Consider the following 19,022-nt stretch of genomic DNA (forward strand, 5'->3'; position numbering starts at 1 on the left):
AACTCCTCCGTTAACACTACAGAAACACAACTGTCATATTCGCTTGCAACCTAGTCAGAGTGCTTAGAACAAAGGCATCTTGTTACAGCAGGTGACAACCGTGGCCTGCTCCCATCTGCAAGATAAATTTAGGCCGGCGCAGGGCGAAATATAACGTCGGTAGCTAAGCACTTAACATACGAGAGGCAAGCAATGATCCGTTCTTCGAACATGCGGGAAAAGCTGTTGGCTGCCGCAATAATAGGCACATTTTCCTCGCAAGCATTCTCCGGAACAGTAACCACTGACGGAGCTGACATCGTTCTGAAGACCAAGGGCGGTCTTGAAGTATCGACTTCTGACAAGGAATTCAGTTTCAAACTGGGCGGCCGAGTTCAGGCCGACTACGGCCGTTTCGATGGTGTCTTCACCAAGAATGGCGATACCGCTGACGCAGGCTACTTCCGTCGCGCCTACCTTGAGCTCGGTGGCGTGCTGTACCGCGACTGGAAGTATCAGCTCAACTACGACCTTTCCCGCAACACGGGCAACGACTCCGACGGCTACTTCGACGAAGCCAGCCTGACCTACACGGGTTTCAAGCCGGTGCAACTGCGCTTTGGCCGTTTCTACACCGACTTCGGTCTTGAGAAAGCCACCAGTTCGAAGTGGACCACCGCCATGGAGCGGAACCTCTCGTACGACCTGGCGGACTGGATCAACGACAACGCCGGCATGGGTGTTCAAGCCACCAGCACCATCGCTGACATGGCTTATGTTTCCGGTAGCGTTTTCAGCGAAACCAATAACAACTCGGATGGCGACAGCACCAAGCGCTACAACGTACGTGGCGTGTTCGCACCGCTGCACAGTGATGGCAACGTCCTGCACGTCGGTGCTCAGTACGCTTACCGCGACCTCAAAAACAGTGCGGTCGATACCCGGATTCGTTCGCGTCTGGGCGTCCGCGGTGTAGATACCAATGGCGGCGGCGATGCCGGCACCAACGGCAACCGCATGCTGTTTGGCGGTGCTGCTGCACAAGATGGCCTGTGGAAGGACGACTCGGTCTGGGGTCTCGAAGGTGCCTGGGCCACCGGCCCGTTCTCGGTTCAAGCGGAATACCTTCGCCGCAAGCTGAAAGCTGACCAGGCCAACAACGACATGAAGGCCTCCGGTTACTACGCCCAGATGGCTTACACCCTGACCGGCGAGCCGCGTATCTACAAGCTCGATGGTGCCAAGTTCGACACTATCAAACCAGAGAACAAGGAACTGGGGGCCTGGGAAGTCTTCTACCGCTTTGACGATATCAAGGTCGAAGACGGCAACCTGGTCACCGCGGCGGACCAATCGAACGAGCGCAAGGCCAAGAGCCACACGGTGGGTGTGAACTGGTACGTCAACGAGGCGGTGAAAGTCAGTGCCAACTACATCAACGTGCGCACCGACAACAACGAGAACACCGTGGGCGACGACAGCGGCAATGCCATCGTGACCCGCCTGCAATACGTCTTCTGATCCCTCTCATCAGTCTGACGTGAGAAAGCCGGAAGCGCTCAACGTGCTTCCGGCTTTCCTGTTTCTGGAGGTGATCAAGCATGGAGCGCCCTCCTCCTACCTGCTTTCGCTTACCGATGACCGCTCTTGCCAAAGCTCGGCGAATCTGATGTGATTGCCGCGTCGGGCTTTGCATGGTGGCCGTGCAAGCAAATCAAACCTGACTCCTATTCATGATTGAACCTGATTCGACGTCCAGCTTCGCGTCTAACGGCCCTACAAGCGCAGCTACCCCAACGTCGCTCATTAGGGGATAGTCATGCCTGCAAAAAAGCTGCTTCAACCTCTCGCTGCTCAGCTGCACGCCTCGTTCTCGGCTTCTGGCCGCCCGTACTCTCATCTGCACCTCCACCAGCTGTTCCACGCGGCCATCGGCTCCGTTGCACCGCAAGTTGCCATCCAAGACAAGCTGCCAATTCAGGTCTGTCGTGACAACGAGACACGGCAGTACAACCTCTACGCGGCGGTCGAGCGGGCGAAAACGTGCTTAGGATTGACCGATCTTCAAGCAGTCGGTGTGGCTGAAGAAGTCATTGAGGTGCTACGAACTGCGGGAATCGGCGTGAACCAGGTTCGCCTGCTCCTTGACCCCTCCTTCAGCTCGAAGACTCGCAAAAAGGCCTTCAAGGCTCTCTGCAAGAACCTGGATCTGAACGAGCTAGGCGATCGCTTCGTCCCCAAGACTGCCACGTTGGCCATCGCTGCTGGTATTGCGCCGCCTCCCAAAATGTCGTGGAAGGATCGCTTCGCCCTGGCTGCAAATTCCCCCATGCGGGGGCCAAGCGAGCTCATCAGCATGGTCAACCGGGATGAGTGTTATCTGTGGGTATTCCCACCGACTGACCATCATGCGACGGCTCCAGCGACGCATGACCGTTTCTTTGGTGAAAAGACCCACCCGAGCGCAGAAATGGGCATGGGGTTCAGCATCATCGATTCCGGCTGGACCCGCCCCAAGTACCCGCTATCCAGGCAGTCACAAGAGACCTTCATCCAGTATTCGCTTTCTGCGCCGATGTGGTCCTGGCGCGCACAAAGTGACACCTGGCGCCTGGGAAACATCCTGCGTTCAAGAATCCTTGACGGGGCTCCTTGGCATAACGAGCCTCTGAGTGACGTGCTTCCGAGCGGCCTTAAATCCCTGCCCCGGATCTATGGGTGCGAAACCTGCCGAACGCTGTTCATTGAGAATCACAGCGACTACCCGGATGTACCCACTCAGTGCCAATGCGGTGAGGCGAGCAGCACGGGTGACCAAAACGAGTCATCTGCTCTCAATAGCTGATTTTCCTTACGGTGGCGGGCTGAGCCCCCCGTTAGGGATTGGCTATGGGAGCGGGATTCGCTCACCCCAAACCTGAAGGCGCCGCCACCTAACCGAGCGATATGAGCTGAATGCTCGCGGAGTAGATATGCAAAAGAGTAAAAACAAACAGGACACCCTGGCGGCGATCAATGCGCTTGTCGAGATTGCGTATGATCAGGGATTTGCGGACGGACACGGAGTCGGCAATCAAGTCGGTTTCGTAGCCGGTGTCATGAGCCTCAAAGCTGCATTGGCCTGCGGCTTACGGCATGGCTCACCTGAGTGCGGAAAGGCCCTTGAAAGCCTCAAGCGCATCGGGATCGACGAGTGAGAGAAAAGTACGGGTCGTGCGCTGATCGCGCACGACCCGTACTTCTACTTCAGGTCATTTCCCTGCTTAGCTTCATGATTGAAGCTCAGGGATCAGGTGCTTCTGCGGTAGGCCAACAGGCGCAAGGCGTTGAAGACGACCAACAGTGTGGAGCCCTCATGGATCGCAACAGCGGCACCAATGCTCAAGCCCATGATGGTGGACGGAACCAGGATGGCCACAATCCCCAAGCTGACGAACAGATTCTGGTGGATGATCGATCGCGTGTGACGGCTCAGCCCCACCGCAAATGGGAGTTGCCTGATGTCGTCAGCCATAAGCGCGATATCAGCCGTTTCCAGGGCAACATCAGATCCAGCAGCCCCCATTGCGATACCAACGCTCGAACTGGCCATGGCAGGGGCATCATTGACGCCGTCACCCACCATGGCCACCTTGGCGCTAAGGCGCAGGTTTTTGATGGCCTTGACCTTGTCTTCCGGCATCAGGTCTCCCCACGCTTCATCTAAGCCAACTTGTTTGGCTACAGCCTCTGCAACGCGGTTGTGGTCTCCAGAAATCATGACCATGCGTTCGATGCCCATCTCTCTAAGCTTCTGGAGTGCCTCTTTGGCCCCCTCCCGGGGTGTGTCCAATAGCCCGATAGCGCCCAGATCCTTGTCAGCACGCCGTACCACCATGGTGGTACGGCCTGACTGACGTAGACGCTCCGCAGCCTCCAGGGCTGCCTTGCTGAGTGCGGGAATACCATTGGTACCGAACATCTCGACCTTGCCAATCCAGACGAACTGCCCATCAAGCTCAGCACGCACGCCGCGGCCAATCATGTTGCTCATGTTCTTGGCTTGGAATCGGCGCCGTGTGCCAATCATCTCTTCACCGTCACGCACAATTGCCGCAGCCAGCGGATGGTCGCTCATCGACTCCACAGCGATGGCGACGTTTAGCAGATCCTCGATCTGCGTGCCGCCTATGGGTATTACATCGGTGATACGTGGGCGCCCTTCGGTCAGGGTACCGGTCTTGTCGAATGCCATGGCATTCAATGATCCAAGCTCTTCAAGTGGCGCACCGCCCTTGATCAGCACGCCACCTCGGGCTGCCCTGGCGATGCCAGAGAGAATGGCGCTTGGTGTAGCGATCGCGAGCGCGCAGGGGCTGGCTGCAACCAGTACGGCCATCGCCCGGTAGAACGAGTCACGGAACGGCTCGTCAAGGAAAATGCCGGCAAATAGCAGCCCGACTACCAGCAGTAAAACCAACGGGACGAATATGCGTTGGAAGCGGTCCGTGAATCGCTGGGTCGGTGACTTCCTGACTTCGGCTTCACTGACCATCTTGATGACCCGCGCCAAGGTACTCTCCGTAGAGCGCCGGGTTACCTCAACCTCGATGAGCGTTTCGCCATTGATGGTACCGGCGAAGACTTTCGAGGCTGCATCCACTGCATCTGGCTTGCTGCGTGCGAGTTCGGCATCAGGAACAGGTTGCTTGTCCACGGGGACGCTCTCACCGGTTACTGGCGCCTGGTTGATACTTGAGGAGCCTACGACTACAAAACCATCGGCCGGCAGGCGGTCATTGGGGCGCACGATGACAACGTCACCGGGAACCAGCAGCTCCACGGGCATCTCCACCGTGCCATTTGCTCTGCGTACGATCGCGGTGGCTGGTGCGAGCTTGGACAGTGCCTCAATCGCTTTCTTGGCCCGCCCCATCGCGTAGCTTTCAAGGGAATGCCCCAGACTGAACAGGAACAGCAGCAGAGCCCCCTCCGCCCAGGCGCCGATGCTCGCGGCACCGACTGCGGCGAGAAGCATCAGCGAGTCGATCTCGAAGCGTTTCTGACGGATGTTGGTAACCGCTTCCTTAGTGGTGAACCATCCACCGAACACGTAGGCCGACACGTACAGAATCAGAGGCAGACGATCAATCAGGCCAAGTTTTCCTGCGAGAGCTCCGGCACCCAGGAGAGCACCACAGATCAGCGCGAAAATCAGCTCTGTGTTCATTCCAAAAATGCCGCCATGCTCATGGCTATGACCTTCATGCCCGGCTTGGTCATCAGGGCGTTCAAGCAAACTCTTCATAACTCGTCCCTTCTGGGGTCAAGGCTTCCAATTGCCCTCTGCAGTTGGGGAGCCGTCTCTGTTGGTTGGCTAAGATCTATTGCACGGTTTGCCCGAGCCCAGGCGTTAACATTTCGAAGCTATGGGGTATCGGGCGTAATAAAAAATGCCAGGCACTGCCTGGCATTTATGAATTCTCTAATTGTTCTGTTCAAATCGTTTACTACTTGTTGTTGATGCATTGCGAATACATCGAGTAACGAACAGTCTTGAGCGTGCCCTGGGAGTCCTCGAAGGTCATCAACCGTGGATAGACCTGGCAGGTACGGGGGTCCTGCGACTGACGTACGAATTTCGCAACGTCTATCTTCATGCCATATTTGTAATCCTGAATCTCTGGCATTGGCTTGCCATTTTTCTCCGCGTACTTGGCCACTGCGGTCTGGTGTTCCTTGGTGTATTGAAGCTGCTTGCTCTCGGAGAAAGTGTTGGCCTGCGAAGCCACCGAGAAAACAACAAGTGCAGCAGCGATAATTAGCTTTTTCATAAAACCCTCTCAATTTCAAAACTTCTCGGGCGTAACCTTAGCAATGCATAGGCATCACCGGCATGACGAGAAACTTACAATTTTGAAAGGTAAGTGCATCTACTTCACTTTAAACAAAAAAGCCCACAACACGTGTTGTGGGCTTCTCTTTAGCGGAGGCTGTTAGCTAACCACTTCGGCCTCGTCGCCGTCTTCATCCTTGCGGTGTGCCCAGTGATACAGGGCAGGCAGTACCAGCAAGGTCAGTGCGGTGGAGGACAGGATCCCGCCAATCACCACCGTCGCCAATGGCCGCTGAACTTCGGCACCGGTGCCGGTGGCCAAAGCCATCGGGATGAAGCCCAGGGACGCTACCAAGGCTGTCATCAGAACAGGTCGCAGACGGGTCAATGCACCTTCATCGACTGCCTGTCTGAGCGTTCGTCCCTCCTCCCTTAGCCCGCGGATGAAGGCAATCATCACCAGGCCGTTCAGTACTGCAACGCCGGACAGTGCAATGAAGCCGACACCTGCCGAGATCGACAGTGGGATGTCCCGCAGCCACAACGCCACAACACCACCGGTGAGTGCGAATGGAATACCGGTGAAGACCAGCATGCCGTCCTTCAGGTTGTTGAACATCAGGAACAACAAGGTCATGACCAGCAGCAAGGCGACTGGAACAACGATCTGCAGGCGTTTGGCAGCCGACTGCAGCTGCTCGAACTGGCCCCCCCAAGTCGTCCAGTAGCCCGCAGGGATTTGCACCTTCTTGTCCAGCGATGCGGTCGCCTCCTCAACGAAGGACCCCAGATCGCGGCCTCGAACGTTGGCGCTGACGATAACCAGACGTTTGCCGTTCTCGCGGCTGATTTGGTTCGGGCCCAGTTGCAGGTCCAGATTGGCGACCTGGGACAGCGGGATGAAGCCGATCTGATTGGCACCCTGTGCCGCATTGGCAGGTACCGGGATCAGCAAGCTGGACATACCCGCTACGTCGGTGCGAACGGTCTCTGGTAGGCGTACTACCATGTCGAACCGACGGTCGCCCTCATACAGCGTGCCGGCCTGACGGCCACCCACGGCGATAGCGATCGAGTTCTGAACATCCGCGATGTTCAGGCCGTAGCGTGCTGCTTTTTCGCGGTCAATGTTGATGGTCAGCACCGGCAGGCCGGATGTCTGCTCAACTTTCACTTCCGATGAGCCCGGGACCGCTTTGAGCGCTGCCGCGATCTTGTTGGCGGTGTTGTTGAGCACGTCCATGTCATCGCCGAAGACTTTCACAGCGACGTCACTACGCACGCCCGAAATCAGCTCGTTGAAACGCAGTTGGATTGGCTGCGACAACTCGTAGTTGCTTCCTGGAACACCCGCTGCGGCCTTCTGCACTTCAGCAATCAGCTCATCACGAGGCTTCTTCGGGTTAGGCCACTGATCCTGAGGCTTGAGCATGATGTAGGCGTCAGAGGCGTTCGGCGGCATCGGGTCAGATGCAATTTCTGCGGTACCCGAGCGTGCGAACATCCGCTCAACTTCAGGCACCTGCGCAATCACCGCTTTCTCCAGACGCTGCTGCATCTCGACAGATTGAGTGAGGCTCGTTCCAGGCACACGCATGGCCTGCATCGCAAAGTCACCCTCACTGAGGCTTGGGATGAACTCGCTACCCATACGACTTGCCAGCAAACCACTGAGCACGACCAAGGCTACTGCGGCCGAGAAAGCGATGTTCCGATGTCCCAGCACCCATTGCAGAACCGGTTCATAGCGCAGTCGAGCTGTGCGCATGACCACGCCTTCCTCTTCCTTCACCTTGCCAGTGACGAACATGGCAATAGCTGCAGGAACAAAGGTAACGGACAGGACCATTGCACCCAGCAGCGCCATCACAACGGTGAAGGCCATCGGGTGGAACATTTTGCCTTCGACGCCGGTGAGGGCGAAGATCGGCAGGTACACCACCATGATGATCAGCTGACCGAAGATCAGCGGCCGGCGAGCTTCTCGCGCCGCGGCAAAGACCTCGTGGAAGCGTTCGGTTTTGGTGAGCATGCGGCCATGCTTATGTTGCGCATGAGCCAGTCGACGGATCGCGTTTTCTACAATAACCACGGCACCGTCGACGATGATGCCGAAGTCGAGTGCCCCCAAACTCATTAAGTTGGCACTGACCTTGTTGTTGAACATGCCTGTGAAGGTGAACAGCATGGACAGCGGAATCACCATCGCGGTGATCAGAGCCGCACGGATGTTGCCGAGGAACAGGAACAGAATGGCGATAACCAGGATCGCGCCTTCCACCAGGTTCTTCTTCACCGTCGCGATGGCTTTTTCAACCAGGTTGGTACGGTCGTAAACAGTCACAGCCACCACGCCCTTTGGCAGGGTGCGGTTGATGTCCGCCAATTTGGCGGCGACAGCTTGAGATACGGTGCGGCTGTTTTCACCAATCAGCATGAACACGGTACCGAGCACGACTTCGCGGCCGTTCTCAGTAGCAGCACCTGTACGGAGCTCTTTACCGATGCTGACGTCAGCAACGCTGCTGATGCGAATCGGTGCACCATCCACACTGGTGATCACGATGTTGGCGATGTCTTCGATATTGCCTACCTGACCCGGTGCACGGATGAGCAACTGTTCACCATTACGCTCGATGTAGCCGGCACCGACGTTGGCGTTGTTACTTTCCAACGCTGCGACCAGGTCATTGAGTGTCAGCTTGTAGGTAGCCAGGCGCTTTGGATCCGGCGCAACCAGGAACTGCTTGGCATAACCGCCGATGGTATTGATCTCGGCCACACCCGGGACGTTACGCAGCTGAGGCTTGATGATCCAGTCCTGGATCACGCGCAGGTCGGTCGGGGTGTACGGCGTACCGTCCTCTTTGACCGCGCCATCTTCGGCTTCAACAGTCCACAGGAAGATCTCGCCGAGGCCGGTAGATACCGGACCCATGACGGCCTCTACACCTTCTGGCAGCTGTTCCTTCGCAACCTGCAGCCGCTCGTTGATCAACTGGCGGGCAAAGAAGATGTCAGTGCCATCCTTGAAGATCACGGTGACCTGAGACAGGCCAGAGCGAGACAGGGAACGGGTCTGCTGAAGGCCCGGGAGACCGGCCATGGCCGTTTCAACTGGAAACGTGATCCGTTGTTCGGTTTCCAAGGGCGAGTAACCAGGCGCTGCAGTGTTGATCTGCACCTGGACGTTGGTGATATCGGGTACCGCATCGATGGGCAGCTTTTGATAGCTGTAGATACCGATACCCGCCATGATCAGAACGGCGATCATTACTACGATGCGCTGCTCGATGGCGAATCTGATGATACGTTCAAACATGAGAAATCATCCTGTCAGTTCGCATCAGTGACCGTGTTCGGCAGAAGCTTTGCCGAGCTCGGACTTGAGTGTGAAGCTGCCACTGGTTGCTACCTGGGCGCCGGCTTCAATACCGTCGATGATTTCCACGTACCCATTGTCGCGGCGACCCAGTTTTACCGGGCGGGTGTCAAAGCCATCTGGGGTGCGTACGAATACCGAAGGTTTGTCTTCAACGGTCTGCACAGCGTGCTCAGGGACCGCTACGGCAACTCGATCGGTCTGGGAGGTGACCGCAATGTTTACGAACAGGCCTGGACGCCAGGCGCCGTTGGGGTTGGTCAAGGTGACGCGGACAGTAGCTGCACGGTTTTGCTCGCCCAGCAGGCTGCCGACATAACCCACCTTCCCTTCGACCTCGACGTTCATGTCAGGCGAAGAGACTTTCACTGCACGGCCAGTCGTGACCTTGCCCAGATCTGTCGGCGGAACTGCGAAGGTCGCCCAGACCTGATTCAGGTCGGAAAGGATGAAGGCGTTGGTCGCCTCGCTGACGACTTCGCCGACGGTCAGGTGTTTCTCCACTACCACGGCGTCGAAGGGAGCGCGGAGCTCGTAACGATTACCGCCAACGGAGTTAACCGAGGCACCGATTGCGCCGACCTTCTGCTTGGCGTTGGCCAAGGAGATCTCCGCTTCTTGCAGCGCTTGGCGTGCTTGGAGGTAGTCTTGCTCTGCAGAGATCTTGTCCTGCCACAGTTGCTTCTCACGTTCGAAGGTCACACGCGCCAGTTCGACGCGACGCTGTGCGGCCTGTTGTTCGCTGCGCAGGTCAGAGATCTGCTGGCTGGCGATTACCGCGAGGACTTGCCCTTTCTTGACCGTCTCGCCCAGGTTGGCCTGGACAGCCTCAACAACGCCAGGAACACGAGGAACCACGTGGGCAGTACGATCTTCGTCGAAGCGAATTTCGCCAGGGAAGCTCACGACGGTACCGAGGTCACGAGGCGCTGCAGCTTCCAGGGCAACACCAGCGGCCTTGATCTGTTCAGCGCTGAGCGTCAGCTTGCCCTCTTCTTCACCGCCCTCTTCGCTGTGGCCTTCTTCACCATGGCCCTCATCACCTTCCTCTTTGGCGGCAGATGCGGCTTTCTTTTCGTCGCCATGGCCATCGTTAGCGCCATGCTCGGCAGTACTGGCGGCCTGCTGTCCGGAACTGTTGTTCCAGGCAAGGCTGCCAAATCCGAGGGCTGCCACAGCGGCTACCGCGAGGGCGATCTTGCGTTTGTTATCCATTGCTACTCCTGCTGATCGTAGGCACCGGCTTGTTCAAGGCTGTGTGCCGAAGAAAATGTTTGGCCCGTTCAGCGAGTGCCGGCGGTTGAGCCGACTTCGCCATAAACCCTTTCCACCTGCGCACGCGCATTGGTCGCCGCTGCCAACGATTCGAGGTATTGGCCACGAGCGACGATCAAGGTGCGCTGGGCATCCAGCACTTCGATGAAACCGAATTTGCCCATCTCGAAGCCGCGGGTTGCGGTCTCTACGGCTTGTTGGGCTGAAGGCAGAATGGTCTTGTCGTAGGACTCGACCTCCTGCATGGCGGTGGACCATTGGTTCAACGCGGTTTGGGTTTCGGTGCGCAGGCGCAGCTCAACAGCATTGCGCTGGTCCCGGGCCTGATCTGCACGACGAGAAGCGGAAAGAATGTTGCCCTGGTTACGATCGAACAGCGGCAAAGGCATAGACAGGCCCACAGTGTTGACCCGCTCGCGCACAGAGCGGTCGTACTGGCTACCTACACTGACAGTAAGGTTCGGGATACGCTGAGCTTTCTCTGAGCCGAGCGAGGCATCGCTCTTGTCTATCTGCACCACGGCCTGACGCATTTCTGCTGTTTGGTCGAGCTTAGCCAGCAGATCTTCAGTGCGAGGTGGCAAGCCCGGGGAGAGGGTTGGCGATTCGAGTCGATCAAACACGGTGACTGAGCTCCCGGTAATTTGAGCGAGCTGTTGGTAAGCGGTCGCTTTTTCCGTTTCTGCACGTCGAACTTGCAGCTGGGCTTCGGCCAGTTGCACTTGAGCGCGGGTCGCCTCCACTGGGGACGACTTACCTGCGCGAACACGGCCATCGACGATGCGAAGACCGCGCTCAGTCAGTTCGAGAGATTGCTTGGCCAGGTCGAGACCTGTCTGGGCCCGCAACGCGGCGTAAAAGGCTTGGACGACATCTGCACGCAGGCCGTTAACGCGACGGTCTAACTCAAGCTGTGCGGCGGTCTGCCCGTATGTGGCGACGTCAACACGAGCCCCCCGCTTACCGCCCAGCTCAAGGGTCTGGCTGAGAGAGACAGTCGTCTGGCTGGTGTTACGACGGGTGTCTTCCACGTCATACGAGATTGTGGGGTTGGGGATAAGCCCGGCCTGCTTGCGAGCACCATCAGCGATCCCAATTTCTTGCCTGGCCGCGGCCAGGTCTGGGTTGGCATCCATGGCCGTCGAAAGCGCCTGGGGCAAGCTGATGCTTTGGGCAAGGGCTGCAGGCGCCATCAACCCAGAGATGACTGCACAGAGTGCAGCGATCTTCCAGGGCGAGACGGGGGTCTTGGGTAAGACATTGCGGTTATACCGGGGCACTTTGATGGTCCTCGTGCACAAACTTCGATAAAGCTTGGCGAGAACGCCGAAACAGCTGCCAAGCCCCACTTGATTAGGTGATGGCACTCTAATGAGCGGTAGCTATCAGAGGGGTGGCTAGAAAATTACAATTTCGTAAGAAAGCTTTGTAATGCCCGTAAATACTGGGAAACCCAACCCGACACGATGATTTCGATACAAGCAACAGAGATGGCAAACACGCGGTGCGAAGGTGCCGAATAACAGGTAGATGACGAAATTGTAATTGTCCTATCACCCTCCCGTTATCTTCGGCCTGCAAATATGAGCTCGCGCTACGCTAGGCGCGCCGCCGGGTCAGAACAACTAACGACACCCGCGCCGGTAAACATAATAAAAACTGCCGTGAATCAAAGGAGCATCGGATGAAAATCAAAGTACCACTGTATTTGGCGGCAGTTTCTGCGCTGTCTGGAAGCTATGCTATTTCGGCACAAGCTGAAGACAAGCCAGAAGGCTTCATTGAAGGCAGCAGCCTTACAGTGTTGAACCGTAACTTCTACTTCAACCGTGATAACCGCGACAGCACCGCCCCCACTTACAACAGTGGCAAGGGCAATACGAACGGCTACTCCGAAGCCTGGGCGCACGCGATCATCAGCAAATTCAACTCCGGGTTTACCCAAGGTACCGTTGGCTTTGGCGTTGATGCCTTTGCCATGATCGGCCTCAAGCTCGACACCGGTGATGGGCGCAACGGCGGCCGTAGCTCCTTCGACGTGCTGCCCGTTGATAACAAGGGTGAAGCTCGCGACGAATACACCAAGGTCGGCGGCGCAGCCAAAGTCCGCTTGTTCGATACCATCGTGAAAGTGGGTGATGTCTTCCCATCGACCCCGGTCGTCGCATCGGGTGACTCTCGCCTGCTGCCAGAGAGTTTCCGCGGTGTGACCGTTGAGAACACCAGCATCCAGGGCCTTACCCTCCAGGGTGGTCGTCTGCATGCGATGAGCCAGCCGGTCTCAAGCAACCTGAACGACAACTTCGTGACGTTCTACGGCGGCCCGGTCAACTCGCCATGGATCGGTTACGGTGGCGGTGACTACTCGATCAACGACAACTGGACTGTGAGCGTCTACGCCAGCCAGCTGAAAGACGTCTGGAATCAGTACTACGCCGGCACAAGCGTGGTTTACCCGCTGAGCGACGATCTGGCGCTGATCGGTGGCTTCAACTACTACAAAGCCGTAGATGAAGGTAAGAAGCGCCTGGGTGAATTCGACAACAACATCTGGAGTGCCAAGGTCGGTGTGCGTTACGGTGCCCACACCCTGGCCCTGTCGCATCAGCGCAACAACGGCGACGACGATTTCGACTACCTGCGTCAGTCGGACTCGATTTTCGTCGACAACTCCATCCAGTACAGCGACTTCAACTCGCCGAAAGAGCGTTCCTGGATGCTGCGCTATGACCTGAACTTCACCAGCTACGGCATTCCAGGCCTGACGTTCATGACGCGCTACGCCAGAGGCTCGGGTGCGGATTACTCGAACGCTAACCAGTTCTACATGCGCACCGACGACAACGGCAACCCGCTCGACAATCAGAAGCGTTGGGAGCGTGACGTCGAAGTCAAATACGTTGTCCAAACCGGTCCGGCAAAAGATCTGTCCTTCCGGTTGCGCCAGGCAACCACGCGTGCCACTGCTTTCGAATCGGATCTGGATGAAACTCGTGTAATCATCGAGTACCCGCTTTCGATTCTGTAATTCGCTAACTGGGCCAGTTATCCATTGGCGGGTCCTGTTAGTAAAACGAGCATTACGCATTCACCTTGAGTGGCTTAAGTGCTCCTTTGGTAAAAGGTGGATATTTGGCGCCCATTGGGCGCCTTTTTTTTGCCTAAAATTCAAGTAGGCGTTCGATTGTACGCATCGCATGCCGGTGAAGTTCATGACTACACCAATGACCAGTCTCTTCAATGTGAGCGACCTCGCCGTCATCTGAGCGGAACGAAGCCAGCACAAAGAAGAAAATAACCCAATACTTCATAAGGTCAAATCACCTGCTGGAGAGAGGGCCCGCAACTGTCAAACCCAAACCGCGACAAGATATACCGCCAGACTATCAACTGTATTACCTAGAAATTACAAATCCGTCATTTGAGCCCCGGCACGCTCATTTTGATTTACCATCCCTTTCAATAATGCCGGCGCGCGTGCGCGGTTAATTGCTCAGTGATATCGAGACAAAATCCCATGCGAATTCTGGTAATTGAGGATGAAGTAAAAACTGCGGAGTATGTGCGTCAAGGTCTGACGGAATGTGGCTATGTCGTAGATTGCGTCCACACCGGGTCAGATGGATTATTCTTGGCTAAGCAGCACGAATATGAGCTGATTATCCTGGATATAAATCTGCCAGAGATGGACGGTTGGCAGGTCCTTGAGTTGTTGCGTCGTAAAAACTGCCCTTCCCGTATCATGATGCTGACGGCGAGAAGCCGGCTGGCGGATAAGGTCCGGGGGCTGGAGAACGGAGCAGATGACTACCTGATCAAGCCATTTGAGTTCCCTGAGCTGCTGGCCCGGGTTCGCGCCTTGATGCGCAGGTCAGATCACCCTGCATCCGTAGAGGTCATTCGCGTCGCTGACCTGGAGCTTGATCAGAGCCGGCACAGGGCATTCAGGGACGGTCAGCGCATTGACCTGACCACGAAAGAATTCGCGTTACTGCATTACCTGATGCGTAATACCGGTGTGGTGCTGAGCCGCACCCAAATTATTTCGCAGGTTTGGGATATGAATTTTGACTGCGACACAAACGTTGTAGAGGTGTCGATTCGAAGACTCAGAGCCAAGATAGATGACCCTTTCGAGACCAAACTGATACATACGCTTCGGGGCGTAGGGTATGTGCTTGAAAAACGATAGTTGCCAAGCTCTCTAGTACCGAAAATCCGCTACATGCTCCCGTCGCTTGCGAACTTGAGGTTTCTGTTTACGATCCGCGGCGCTGATTCCTCACTCAACAAATGAGGTAGGCTGTACATGAGGTATAGCATTGATTATCAGCAGGTTTCGCAAGGACAATCCGATGCCAGCATTGATGCCTGTCCAGCTGACATTGTCTTCAACAGCGACCATGGCCTAGCTCTTATCCCGTGCGTTGGCGATGTTATCAACCTCCCCTCTACGGCGGTCAAAGAAGGGGTTTGCGGCATCGTTAGATCAAGGATTTTCAATTATCTCAGAGGTCCTGAAGAGCTGTACTGTCACGTCAATATTCTCGTTGAGGAGGCGGACATCAATTTCGAAAGTCTCATCTCGGAATACATGCGCAATCAGTCACGTGCTCGCTCGCCTTCTTCATAAAGTCGAAGGCGGGCCAGTCCATTAATGGTTGTGTATGGGTGAGGGTTCAGCAGAGCGAGCGCCTACTGAGCACCAGAGATGAATAGTCACAGCCTAGTGGTTTAACGCGGTACTGCTGGTGTACGCAGGGCCGGACTCATTGTTTTTTGAATGGCGCATTGCAGCACATAGAAATATAAAACCCCGGAAGCAAATACGATTGCGGACAGATAAGCAAACTCAGAGTCTAAAACCCCGGAAACCATATACAATTTAATCGTGATAGAACCCATAATAATTCCGGTACAGTACATGACGCCTGTGAACTGATTGCCCAAAAAACTCAGTATGCCGCTGAAGGCATTGTTCGCACTCAACAGCATTGCTTTCAGTATCGTCCAGCCGAGAACTGGCAGAAAAGCCTTGATCATGAAGGCGAATAACATCGACGATGCAAACAGTTTTATCGGGGTTTCTGCCCACGGCTTGATGGTGCCGTCTACTTCAACGCCGGTATACAAGATGATATTCAGAATAATCGCCATAAGGGTGCATATGCCGAGGCGTATCATTTCCCGCTTAAGCGGGGCCATCATTATCACTGCGTGAATCTTGTTTCCAAAGTATCGTTTTAGTCCTTGGATCGACATTTTTCTTCCTATGCTCTCGGGTATGACGCTGTTGTAGCGTTGTATGACGGTCATGCTTTTACCCGAAGAGAGGTGACGCTTCAACGGTCCTGAATTGCGCAGGGGATCTCATGTCCTTCCCCTGGCTGGGTAGCTTGCTGAGAAATTCTCATCTACCTGCGTGGCAACGATGCGGCCACCCCGCCGCCGTCAGAGCTCTGGAGGACTGGCTGCTGTCAGCAACTCATCGAGTGACGGAACCTTAGCGTTTGCACTGAGGACGAGTGTTCTGGATCGGAGTATGGATACATCAAAGAAAGATTCGCACTCGACTCTTCCGTTTACTTCTCTCCAGTGGGTGACTTCTGGTATCAACTCATTAGGCACCGGGTATAGTGCCATAGGGTTATGGAATACCTCCACTTCAGCAGACCACGGCTCGTAGCCATATTGCGGCCAGAGCTGACCGTAGTCGCTGGACGCTACATCCAACAGAAATGGGATACCTCGTGATGCTCCCGGAGAACGGTCGAAAAACTCACCAAACCGCAAGTATCGGTACCCGTCTAGATGAGCTCCACCTGAGATCGGCACTCGGCTGAGCTTTGGCACTGTGCAGGCATTGGTGAAAATGACCGCTGAAAGATGGGCATTTTCCATTAGCGTAAATAGGCCGTTGGGGCGCCCTGATAGCAGAGATGTCTCTTCCTCCACAGTTATCAGGTGCGTACCACGATGCGCAGATGAGTGAACTGCAAAGCCATAGAGATAGCTGATGAGCGACTCCCTGCTCCACAGCATTGAACTGGGCGCATGGAAATCGGCTAAGGCCAGAATGAGCGGCTTACCCTCCACGTGCGGTAGGGATTCGTAACGCTTGTCCAATTTGTTTTGGATGGTCCTCGCAAACCTTTCTGCAGCCGCTCCTAAGAAACGCTCATGTCGGTCAGCGGGTGGGGGGACCGGCGAGGCGCCAAAATGCTCATACCGCTCTTCCGGGTTGGCTGTCACTGCTTCAACCCAGGCCTCATCTCCCAGCCTATTCTCGATGTGAAAATCGGGTGATTCTTTAGGCTGGGTGACCAAGAGTCCCTGTTCACGAAAAATCGCTAATAGGTGGGCTTCCCAGAGGCGGGTGTGAAAATTCTCAGTCTGGCAATCGGGAACCCAATTTCTGTCTGGGGATGGCAGTGCGAGATACAGTTGATTCAGCGCCCACGCCCCAATACGGCGGCTTGGATCAAATAGTGATTTGAACACCACGCTTGGTGTGCGCTTACCCATTCTGCTTAGAGGAGCACGTCGTCGTTCACCTGAAGGGAGTGGAAGCGGATGGGCTTGGGTATAGAGAAAATGGCTGATTGAGGCGCGGGCTTCGGACTCGCCAGTGGTGCACTCACCATGGCTGAGGAGCACCCACACGCTATCGACACGACGCCGCAAGGTGACAATTCCGAAGCTGCCGGAATTGATATTTCGGGTTAGAGCGGCACAAGAAATTCCGTCCTCACTAAGCCATGCCCCTACTGGCGGGCTGTCCCCAAACCCCAACCCTCGTGGAAGCGACAAAGCGATTAGATCGAACATCGGCGCAGCAATTTCTTTCATTCGCTGATCTCGGCAGTCGTCAAAATGCATTCCATCAATGCCTCGGAGCGTGCCCGCCGGCGATGGCATCGGTGGAGGTACCTATTGAAGAAGGGGGCTTTGCTCCACCAGGACGTCTCGGTTGGTGAAGATGGTCTCAATGGTTGCAGCCTCGGCAGCCACATGAGTCTTTCGCGTGATCTCTTCAAGGGCCAGTTCGAGCCGGTAGTCTTGGAAATACTCGTACAGCTTTTCAGAGCTCTCGGATATCTCCTCCCCACCATTTTTTGCGAACAAGATGTGGATGATCGCTGCGAGTGGGAGGGAGATGTCGAGATCCTTCTCTTCTGCATCTGACTCCGAGTTCAAACCGTCGAAATACCTCTCCAGATGATTCTGGAGCTCCTCAAGCCAGAACTGAGATAGGTTGCTAGGTAGGGAGCTTTCAGGCCCGGTCAGAAGGACTTCATCTCTGAATAGAGCCAGCAGATTGGGGTTTGCCATGGAGGACCTCACGATTAGATTTGAGAGCAACTGGTCAGCATAGTCCACCTCAAGATGACCACCTCCTTGACGCCCATCCTGGTGCTCCTGAGCATCAGACGAGTGAATCGCCCCGAAACCTGTAGATACAAAATGACCGCTTCTCGCCGTTAGCTGCCTTTCTTGAAGGACAGCTTTGGGTCGATAGCGGCCTTCGTGGAGGTTGGTGTCTACGGGGTCGGTTTAGTCATTCTGAATCTCCGGTTTCACCTCCGTGAGGCCGGCCATCGTCATGCATCAGATCTTGATTGACACGCGTGCCGCTTTGGATAGCCTTGCAATTGAGGGCTGCAACTGCGCATTTGTCGGGCCTGGGTACCAGCATGAGCCCCCGCAATTTTGGCAGCAGAGGAAGCTGGTTCCTCTGAAGTAGTGACGGCGGGCATTGCCAGTCGGATTCTGAACCCAAGGTCGCCAGACTAGGAGCTAAAGGATCGCTGCGACTACTCCTCATCCCTTACCGAAAAGTCACGCGTCGGTCGTAAACGGCCCTTTCCAGGCCAATCAACTTTTGTGATTGGTGAGTAGGGATTTCTCGGCTTTTCTGTGAAAAGCACCCCTTCATTTCACAAAAAAAATGGCGAAGATTCCAATTTCACGGGGTCTGGCCTATCACCTATTTTGTGAACCTACATCCGGTGTAGATCGCCAGAAACAACAAAGCCCGCTGACGCGGGCTTTGTTGTTTCTGTGAGACTCAGTAGCCGGAGAGAACGCTGACGACCACGCCTGAGGCGATCGCCACCAGCACATAGTCCCCGTTCACGTACAACCAGCGGTGATCACGAGGTGGCGCGTACAGATGGCGCGCACGCCAGTCGGTCACCCAGTAGCGGTCTGTGCGATAACGAGGTTCCACCACATAGCCACGATGCCATTGCTGATGCGGCATCGGCATGCCGGCTTCAGGTCGGAAGTTCGGGTTGTGGTAGGCCGGGTAGTGACCGTTGTCATGACGGTCATGCCGCTCGGGTTGGCCATGTGACGGGGAGCCCTGATGGGATGGACCACCGTCATGGTGGTCCGGCCCTGGTTGAGCAAAACTGGCCAAGGGTGTGCTGAGCACAAGTGCGGCGCAGAGTACGGTTAGGGCTTTGTTCATTTGCGGAACCTCTGACTGTTAACGCCCGGCAGGTAAACGGTCTGCCTGGTGCGGTTACCTGATCAGACCACAAACTTTTCCGCTTGATGTCAGGGCAG

The 19,022-nt window shown here is 55.8% G+C and carries 15 protein-coding genes; 6 read left to right on the plus strand and 9 right to left on the minus strand.

The genetic code is table 11. The annotated features are described in order from the left end of the window. Positions 1 to 192 precede the first annotated feature (192 nt). From ACTORR_RS14415 to ACTORR_RS14425, 3 genes are all read left to right on the plus strand, one after another. Positions 193 to 1,500, plus strand: coding sequence for an OprO/OprP family phosphate-selective porin (locus ACTORR_RS14415; protein WP_009395904.1), 1,308 nt, complete (start codon positions 193 to 195; stop codon positions 1,498 to 1,500). 298 nt (positions 1,501 to 1,798) lie between these two features. Beyond that, on the plus strand, positions 1,799 to 2,824 hold the full coding sequence (locus ACTORR_RS14420; protein ID WP_010951450.1) for a hypothetical protein: 1,026 nt from the start codon (positions 1,799 to 1,801) through the stop codon (positions 2,822 to 2,824). A 127-nt stretch (positions 2,825 to 2,951) separates the two neighbouring features. Further along, positions 2,952 to 3,176, plus strand: a complete 225-nt coding sequence (locus ACTORR_RS14425) for a hypothetical protein (protein ID WP_010951451.1) — start codon at positions 2,952 to 2,954, stop codon at positions 3,174 to 3,176. Positions 3,177 to 3,268: 92 nt separating this feature from the next. Here ACTORR_RS14425 and ACTORR_RS14430 read toward each other — a convergent pair whose 3' ends face one another. The 5 genes from ACTORR_RS14430 to ACTORR_RS14450 all read right to left on the minus strand — a co-directional run bounded on the left by ACTORR_RS14430 (position 3,269) and on the right by ACTORR_RS14450 (position 11,731). After that, on the minus strand, positions 3,269 to 5,266 hold the full coding sequence (locus ACTORR_RS14430; RefSeq protein ID WP_010951452.1) for a heavy metal translocating P-type ATPase: 1,998 nt from the start codon (positions 5,264 to 5,266) through the stop codon (positions 3,269 to 3,271). 202 nt (positions 5,267 to 5,468) lie between these two features. Continuing rightward, positions 5,469 to 5,792 carry a DUF2790 domain-containing protein gene (locus ACTORR_RS14435; protein WP_003253432.1) on the minus strand — a complete coding sequence of 108 codons (324 nt, stop codon included), beginning with the start codon at positions 5,790 to 5,792 and terminating at the stop codon, positions 5,469 to 5,471. A gap of 162 nt (positions 5,793 to 5,954) precedes the next feature. Continuing rightward, complete coding sequence (locus ACTORR_RS14440; protein WP_010951454.1) at positions 5,955 to 9,116, minus strand: CusA/CzcA family heavy metal efflux RND transporter; 3,162 nt, start codon at positions 9,114 to 9,116, stop codon at positions 5,955 to 5,957. Positions 9,117 to 9,140: 24 nt separating this feature from the next. Further along, the gene (locus ACTORR_RS14445) at positions 9,141 to 10,391 is read right to left on the minus strand and encodes an efflux RND transporter periplasmic adaptor subunit (protein WP_010951455.1); all 1,251 of its coding nucleotides are present in this window, start codon (positions 10,389 to 10,391) and stop codon (positions 9,141 to 9,143) included. Between the two features lie 68 nt (positions 10,392 to 10,459). Beyond that, positions 10,460 to 11,731 (minus strand): TolC family protein, encoded by a 1,272-nt coding sequence (locus tag ACTORR_RS14450; RefSeq protein WP_010951456.1) that lies wholly within the window; start codon positions 11,729 to 11,731, stop codon positions 10,460 to 10,462. 404 nt (positions 11,732 to 12,135) lie between these two features. Between ACTORR_RS14450 and ACTORR_RS14455 the strand changes: the two genes are divergently transcribed. The 3 genes from ACTORR_RS14455 to ACTORR_RS14465 all read left to right on the plus strand — a co-directional run bounded on the left by ACTORR_RS14455 (position 12,136) and on the right by ACTORR_RS14465 (position 15,084). Next, the gene (locus tag ACTORR_RS14455; RefSeq protein ID WP_003253422.1) at positions 12,136 to 13,479 is read left to right on the plus strand and encodes an OprD family porin; all 1,344 of its coding nucleotides are present in this window, start codon (positions 12,136 to 12,138) and stop codon (positions 13,477 to 13,479) included. Between the two features lie 489 nt (positions 13,480 to 13,968). Beyond that, on the plus strand, positions 13,969 to 14,643 hold the full coding sequence (locus ACTORR_RS14460; protein ID WP_003253420.1) for a heavy metal response regulator transcription factor: 675 nt from the start codon (positions 13,969 to 13,971) through the stop codon (positions 14,641 to 14,643). A gap of 117 nt (positions 14,644 to 14,760) precedes the next feature. Beyond that, complete coding sequence (locus tag ACTORR_RS14465) at positions 14,761 to 15,084, plus strand: hypothetical protein (RefSeq protein ID WP_010951457.1); 324 nt, start codon at positions 14,761 to 14,763, stop codon at positions 15,082 to 15,084. 101 nt (positions 15,085 to 15,185) lie between these two features. Here ACTORR_RS14465 and ACTORR_RS14470 read toward each other — a convergent pair whose 3' ends face one another. The 4 genes from ACTORR_RS14470 to ACTORR_RS14485 form a co-directional block, all read right to left on the minus strand. Beyond that, on the minus strand, positions 15,186 to 15,713 hold the full coding sequence (locus ACTORR_RS14470) for a hypothetical protein (protein ID WP_012269855.1): 528 nt from the start codon (positions 15,711 to 15,713) through the stop codon (positions 15,186 to 15,188). A gap of 189 nt (positions 15,714 to 15,902) precedes the next feature. Next, complete coding sequence (locus ACTORR_RS14475) at positions 15,903 to 17,330, minus strand: hypothetical protein (protein ID WP_196997244.1); 1,428 nt, start codon at positions 17,328 to 17,330, stop codon at positions 15,903 to 15,905. Positions 17,331 to 17,381: 51 nt separating this feature from the next. Continuing rightward, positions 17,382 to 17,783 (minus strand): hypothetical protein, encoded by a 402-nt coding sequence (locus tag ACTORR_RS14480; protein ID WP_153428583.1) that lies wholly within the window; start codon positions 17,781 to 17,783, stop codon positions 17,382 to 17,384. Between the two features lie 736 nt (positions 17,784 to 18,519). Next, positions 18,520 to 18,924, minus strand: a complete 405-nt coding sequence (locus tag ACTORR_RS14485) for an RcnB family protein (RefSeq protein ID WP_099815200.1) — start codon at positions 18,922 to 18,924, stop codon at positions 18,520 to 18,522. Between the last annotated feature and the right edge of the window lie 98 nt (positions 18,925 to 19,022).

The organism is Pseudomonas sp. SAR267, from assembly GCF_052077595.1.
Taxonomy (GTDB): domain Bacteria; phylum Pseudomonadota; class Gammaproteobacteria; order Pseudomonadales; family Pseudomonadaceae; genus Aquipseudomonas; species Aquipseudomonas vlassakiae.

Excerpts from the sequence above, each read along its gene's own strand:
- ACTORR_RS14480 (WP_153428583.1), bottom strand. The coding sequence starts at position 17,783 with ATGGCAAACCCCAATCTGCTGGCTCTATTCAGAGATGAAGTCCTTCTG.
- ACTORR_RS14445 (WP_010951455.1), bottom strand. The coding sequence starts at position 10,391 with ATGGATAACAAACGCAAGATCGCCCTCGCGGTAGCCGCTGTGGCAGCC.
- ACTORR_RS14470 (WP_012269855.1), bottom strand. The coding sequence starts at position 15,713 with ATGTCGATCCAAGGACTAAAACGATACTTTGGAAACAAGATTCACGCA.
- ACTORR_RS14465 (WP_010951457.1), top strand. The coding sequence starts at position 14,761 with ATGAGGTATAGCATTGATTATCAGCAGGTTTCGCAAGGACAATCCGAT.
- ACTORR_RS14415 (WP_009395904.1), top strand. The coding sequence starts at position 193 with ATGATCCGTTCTTCGAACATGCGGGAAAAGCTGTTGGCTGCCGCAATA.
- ACTORR_RS14460 (WP_003253420.1), top strand. The coding sequence starts at position 13,969 with ATGCGAATTCTGGTAATTGAGGATGAAGTAAAAACTGCGGAGTATGTG.
- ACTORR_RS14475 (WP_196997244.1), bottom strand. The coding sequence starts at position 17,330 with ATGCATTTTGACGACTGCCGAGATCAGCGAATGAAAGAAATTGCTGCG.
- ACTORR_RS14430 (WP_010951452.1), bottom strand. The coding sequence starts at position 5,266 with ATGAAGAGTTTGCTTGAACGCCCTGATGACCAAGCCGGGCATGAAGGT.
- ACTORR_RS14425 (WP_010951451.1), top strand. The coding sequence starts at position 2,952 with ATGCAAAAGAGTAAAAACAAACAGGACACCCTGGCGGCGATCAATGCG.
- ACTORR_RS14440 (WP_010951454.1), bottom strand. The coding sequence starts at position 9,116 with ATGTTTGAACGTATCATCAGATTCGCCATCGAGCAGCGCATCGTAGTA.
- ACTORR_RS14455 (WP_003253422.1), top strand. The coding sequence starts at position 12,136 with ATGAAAATCAAAGTACCACTGTATTTGGCGGCAGTTTCTGCGCTGTCT.
- ACTORR_RS14485 (WP_099815200.1), bottom strand. The coding sequence starts at position 18,924 with ATGAACAAAGCCCTAACCGTACTCTGCGCCGCACTTGTGCTCAGCACA.
- ACTORR_RS14435 (WP_003253432.1), bottom strand. The coding sequence starts at position 5,792 with ATGAAAAAGCTAATTATCGCTGCTGCACTTGTTGTTTTCTCGGTGGCT.
- ACTORR_RS14420 (WP_010951450.1), top strand. The coding sequence starts at position 1,799 with ATGCCTGCAAAAAAGCTGCTTCAACCTCTCGCTGCTCAGCTGCACGCC.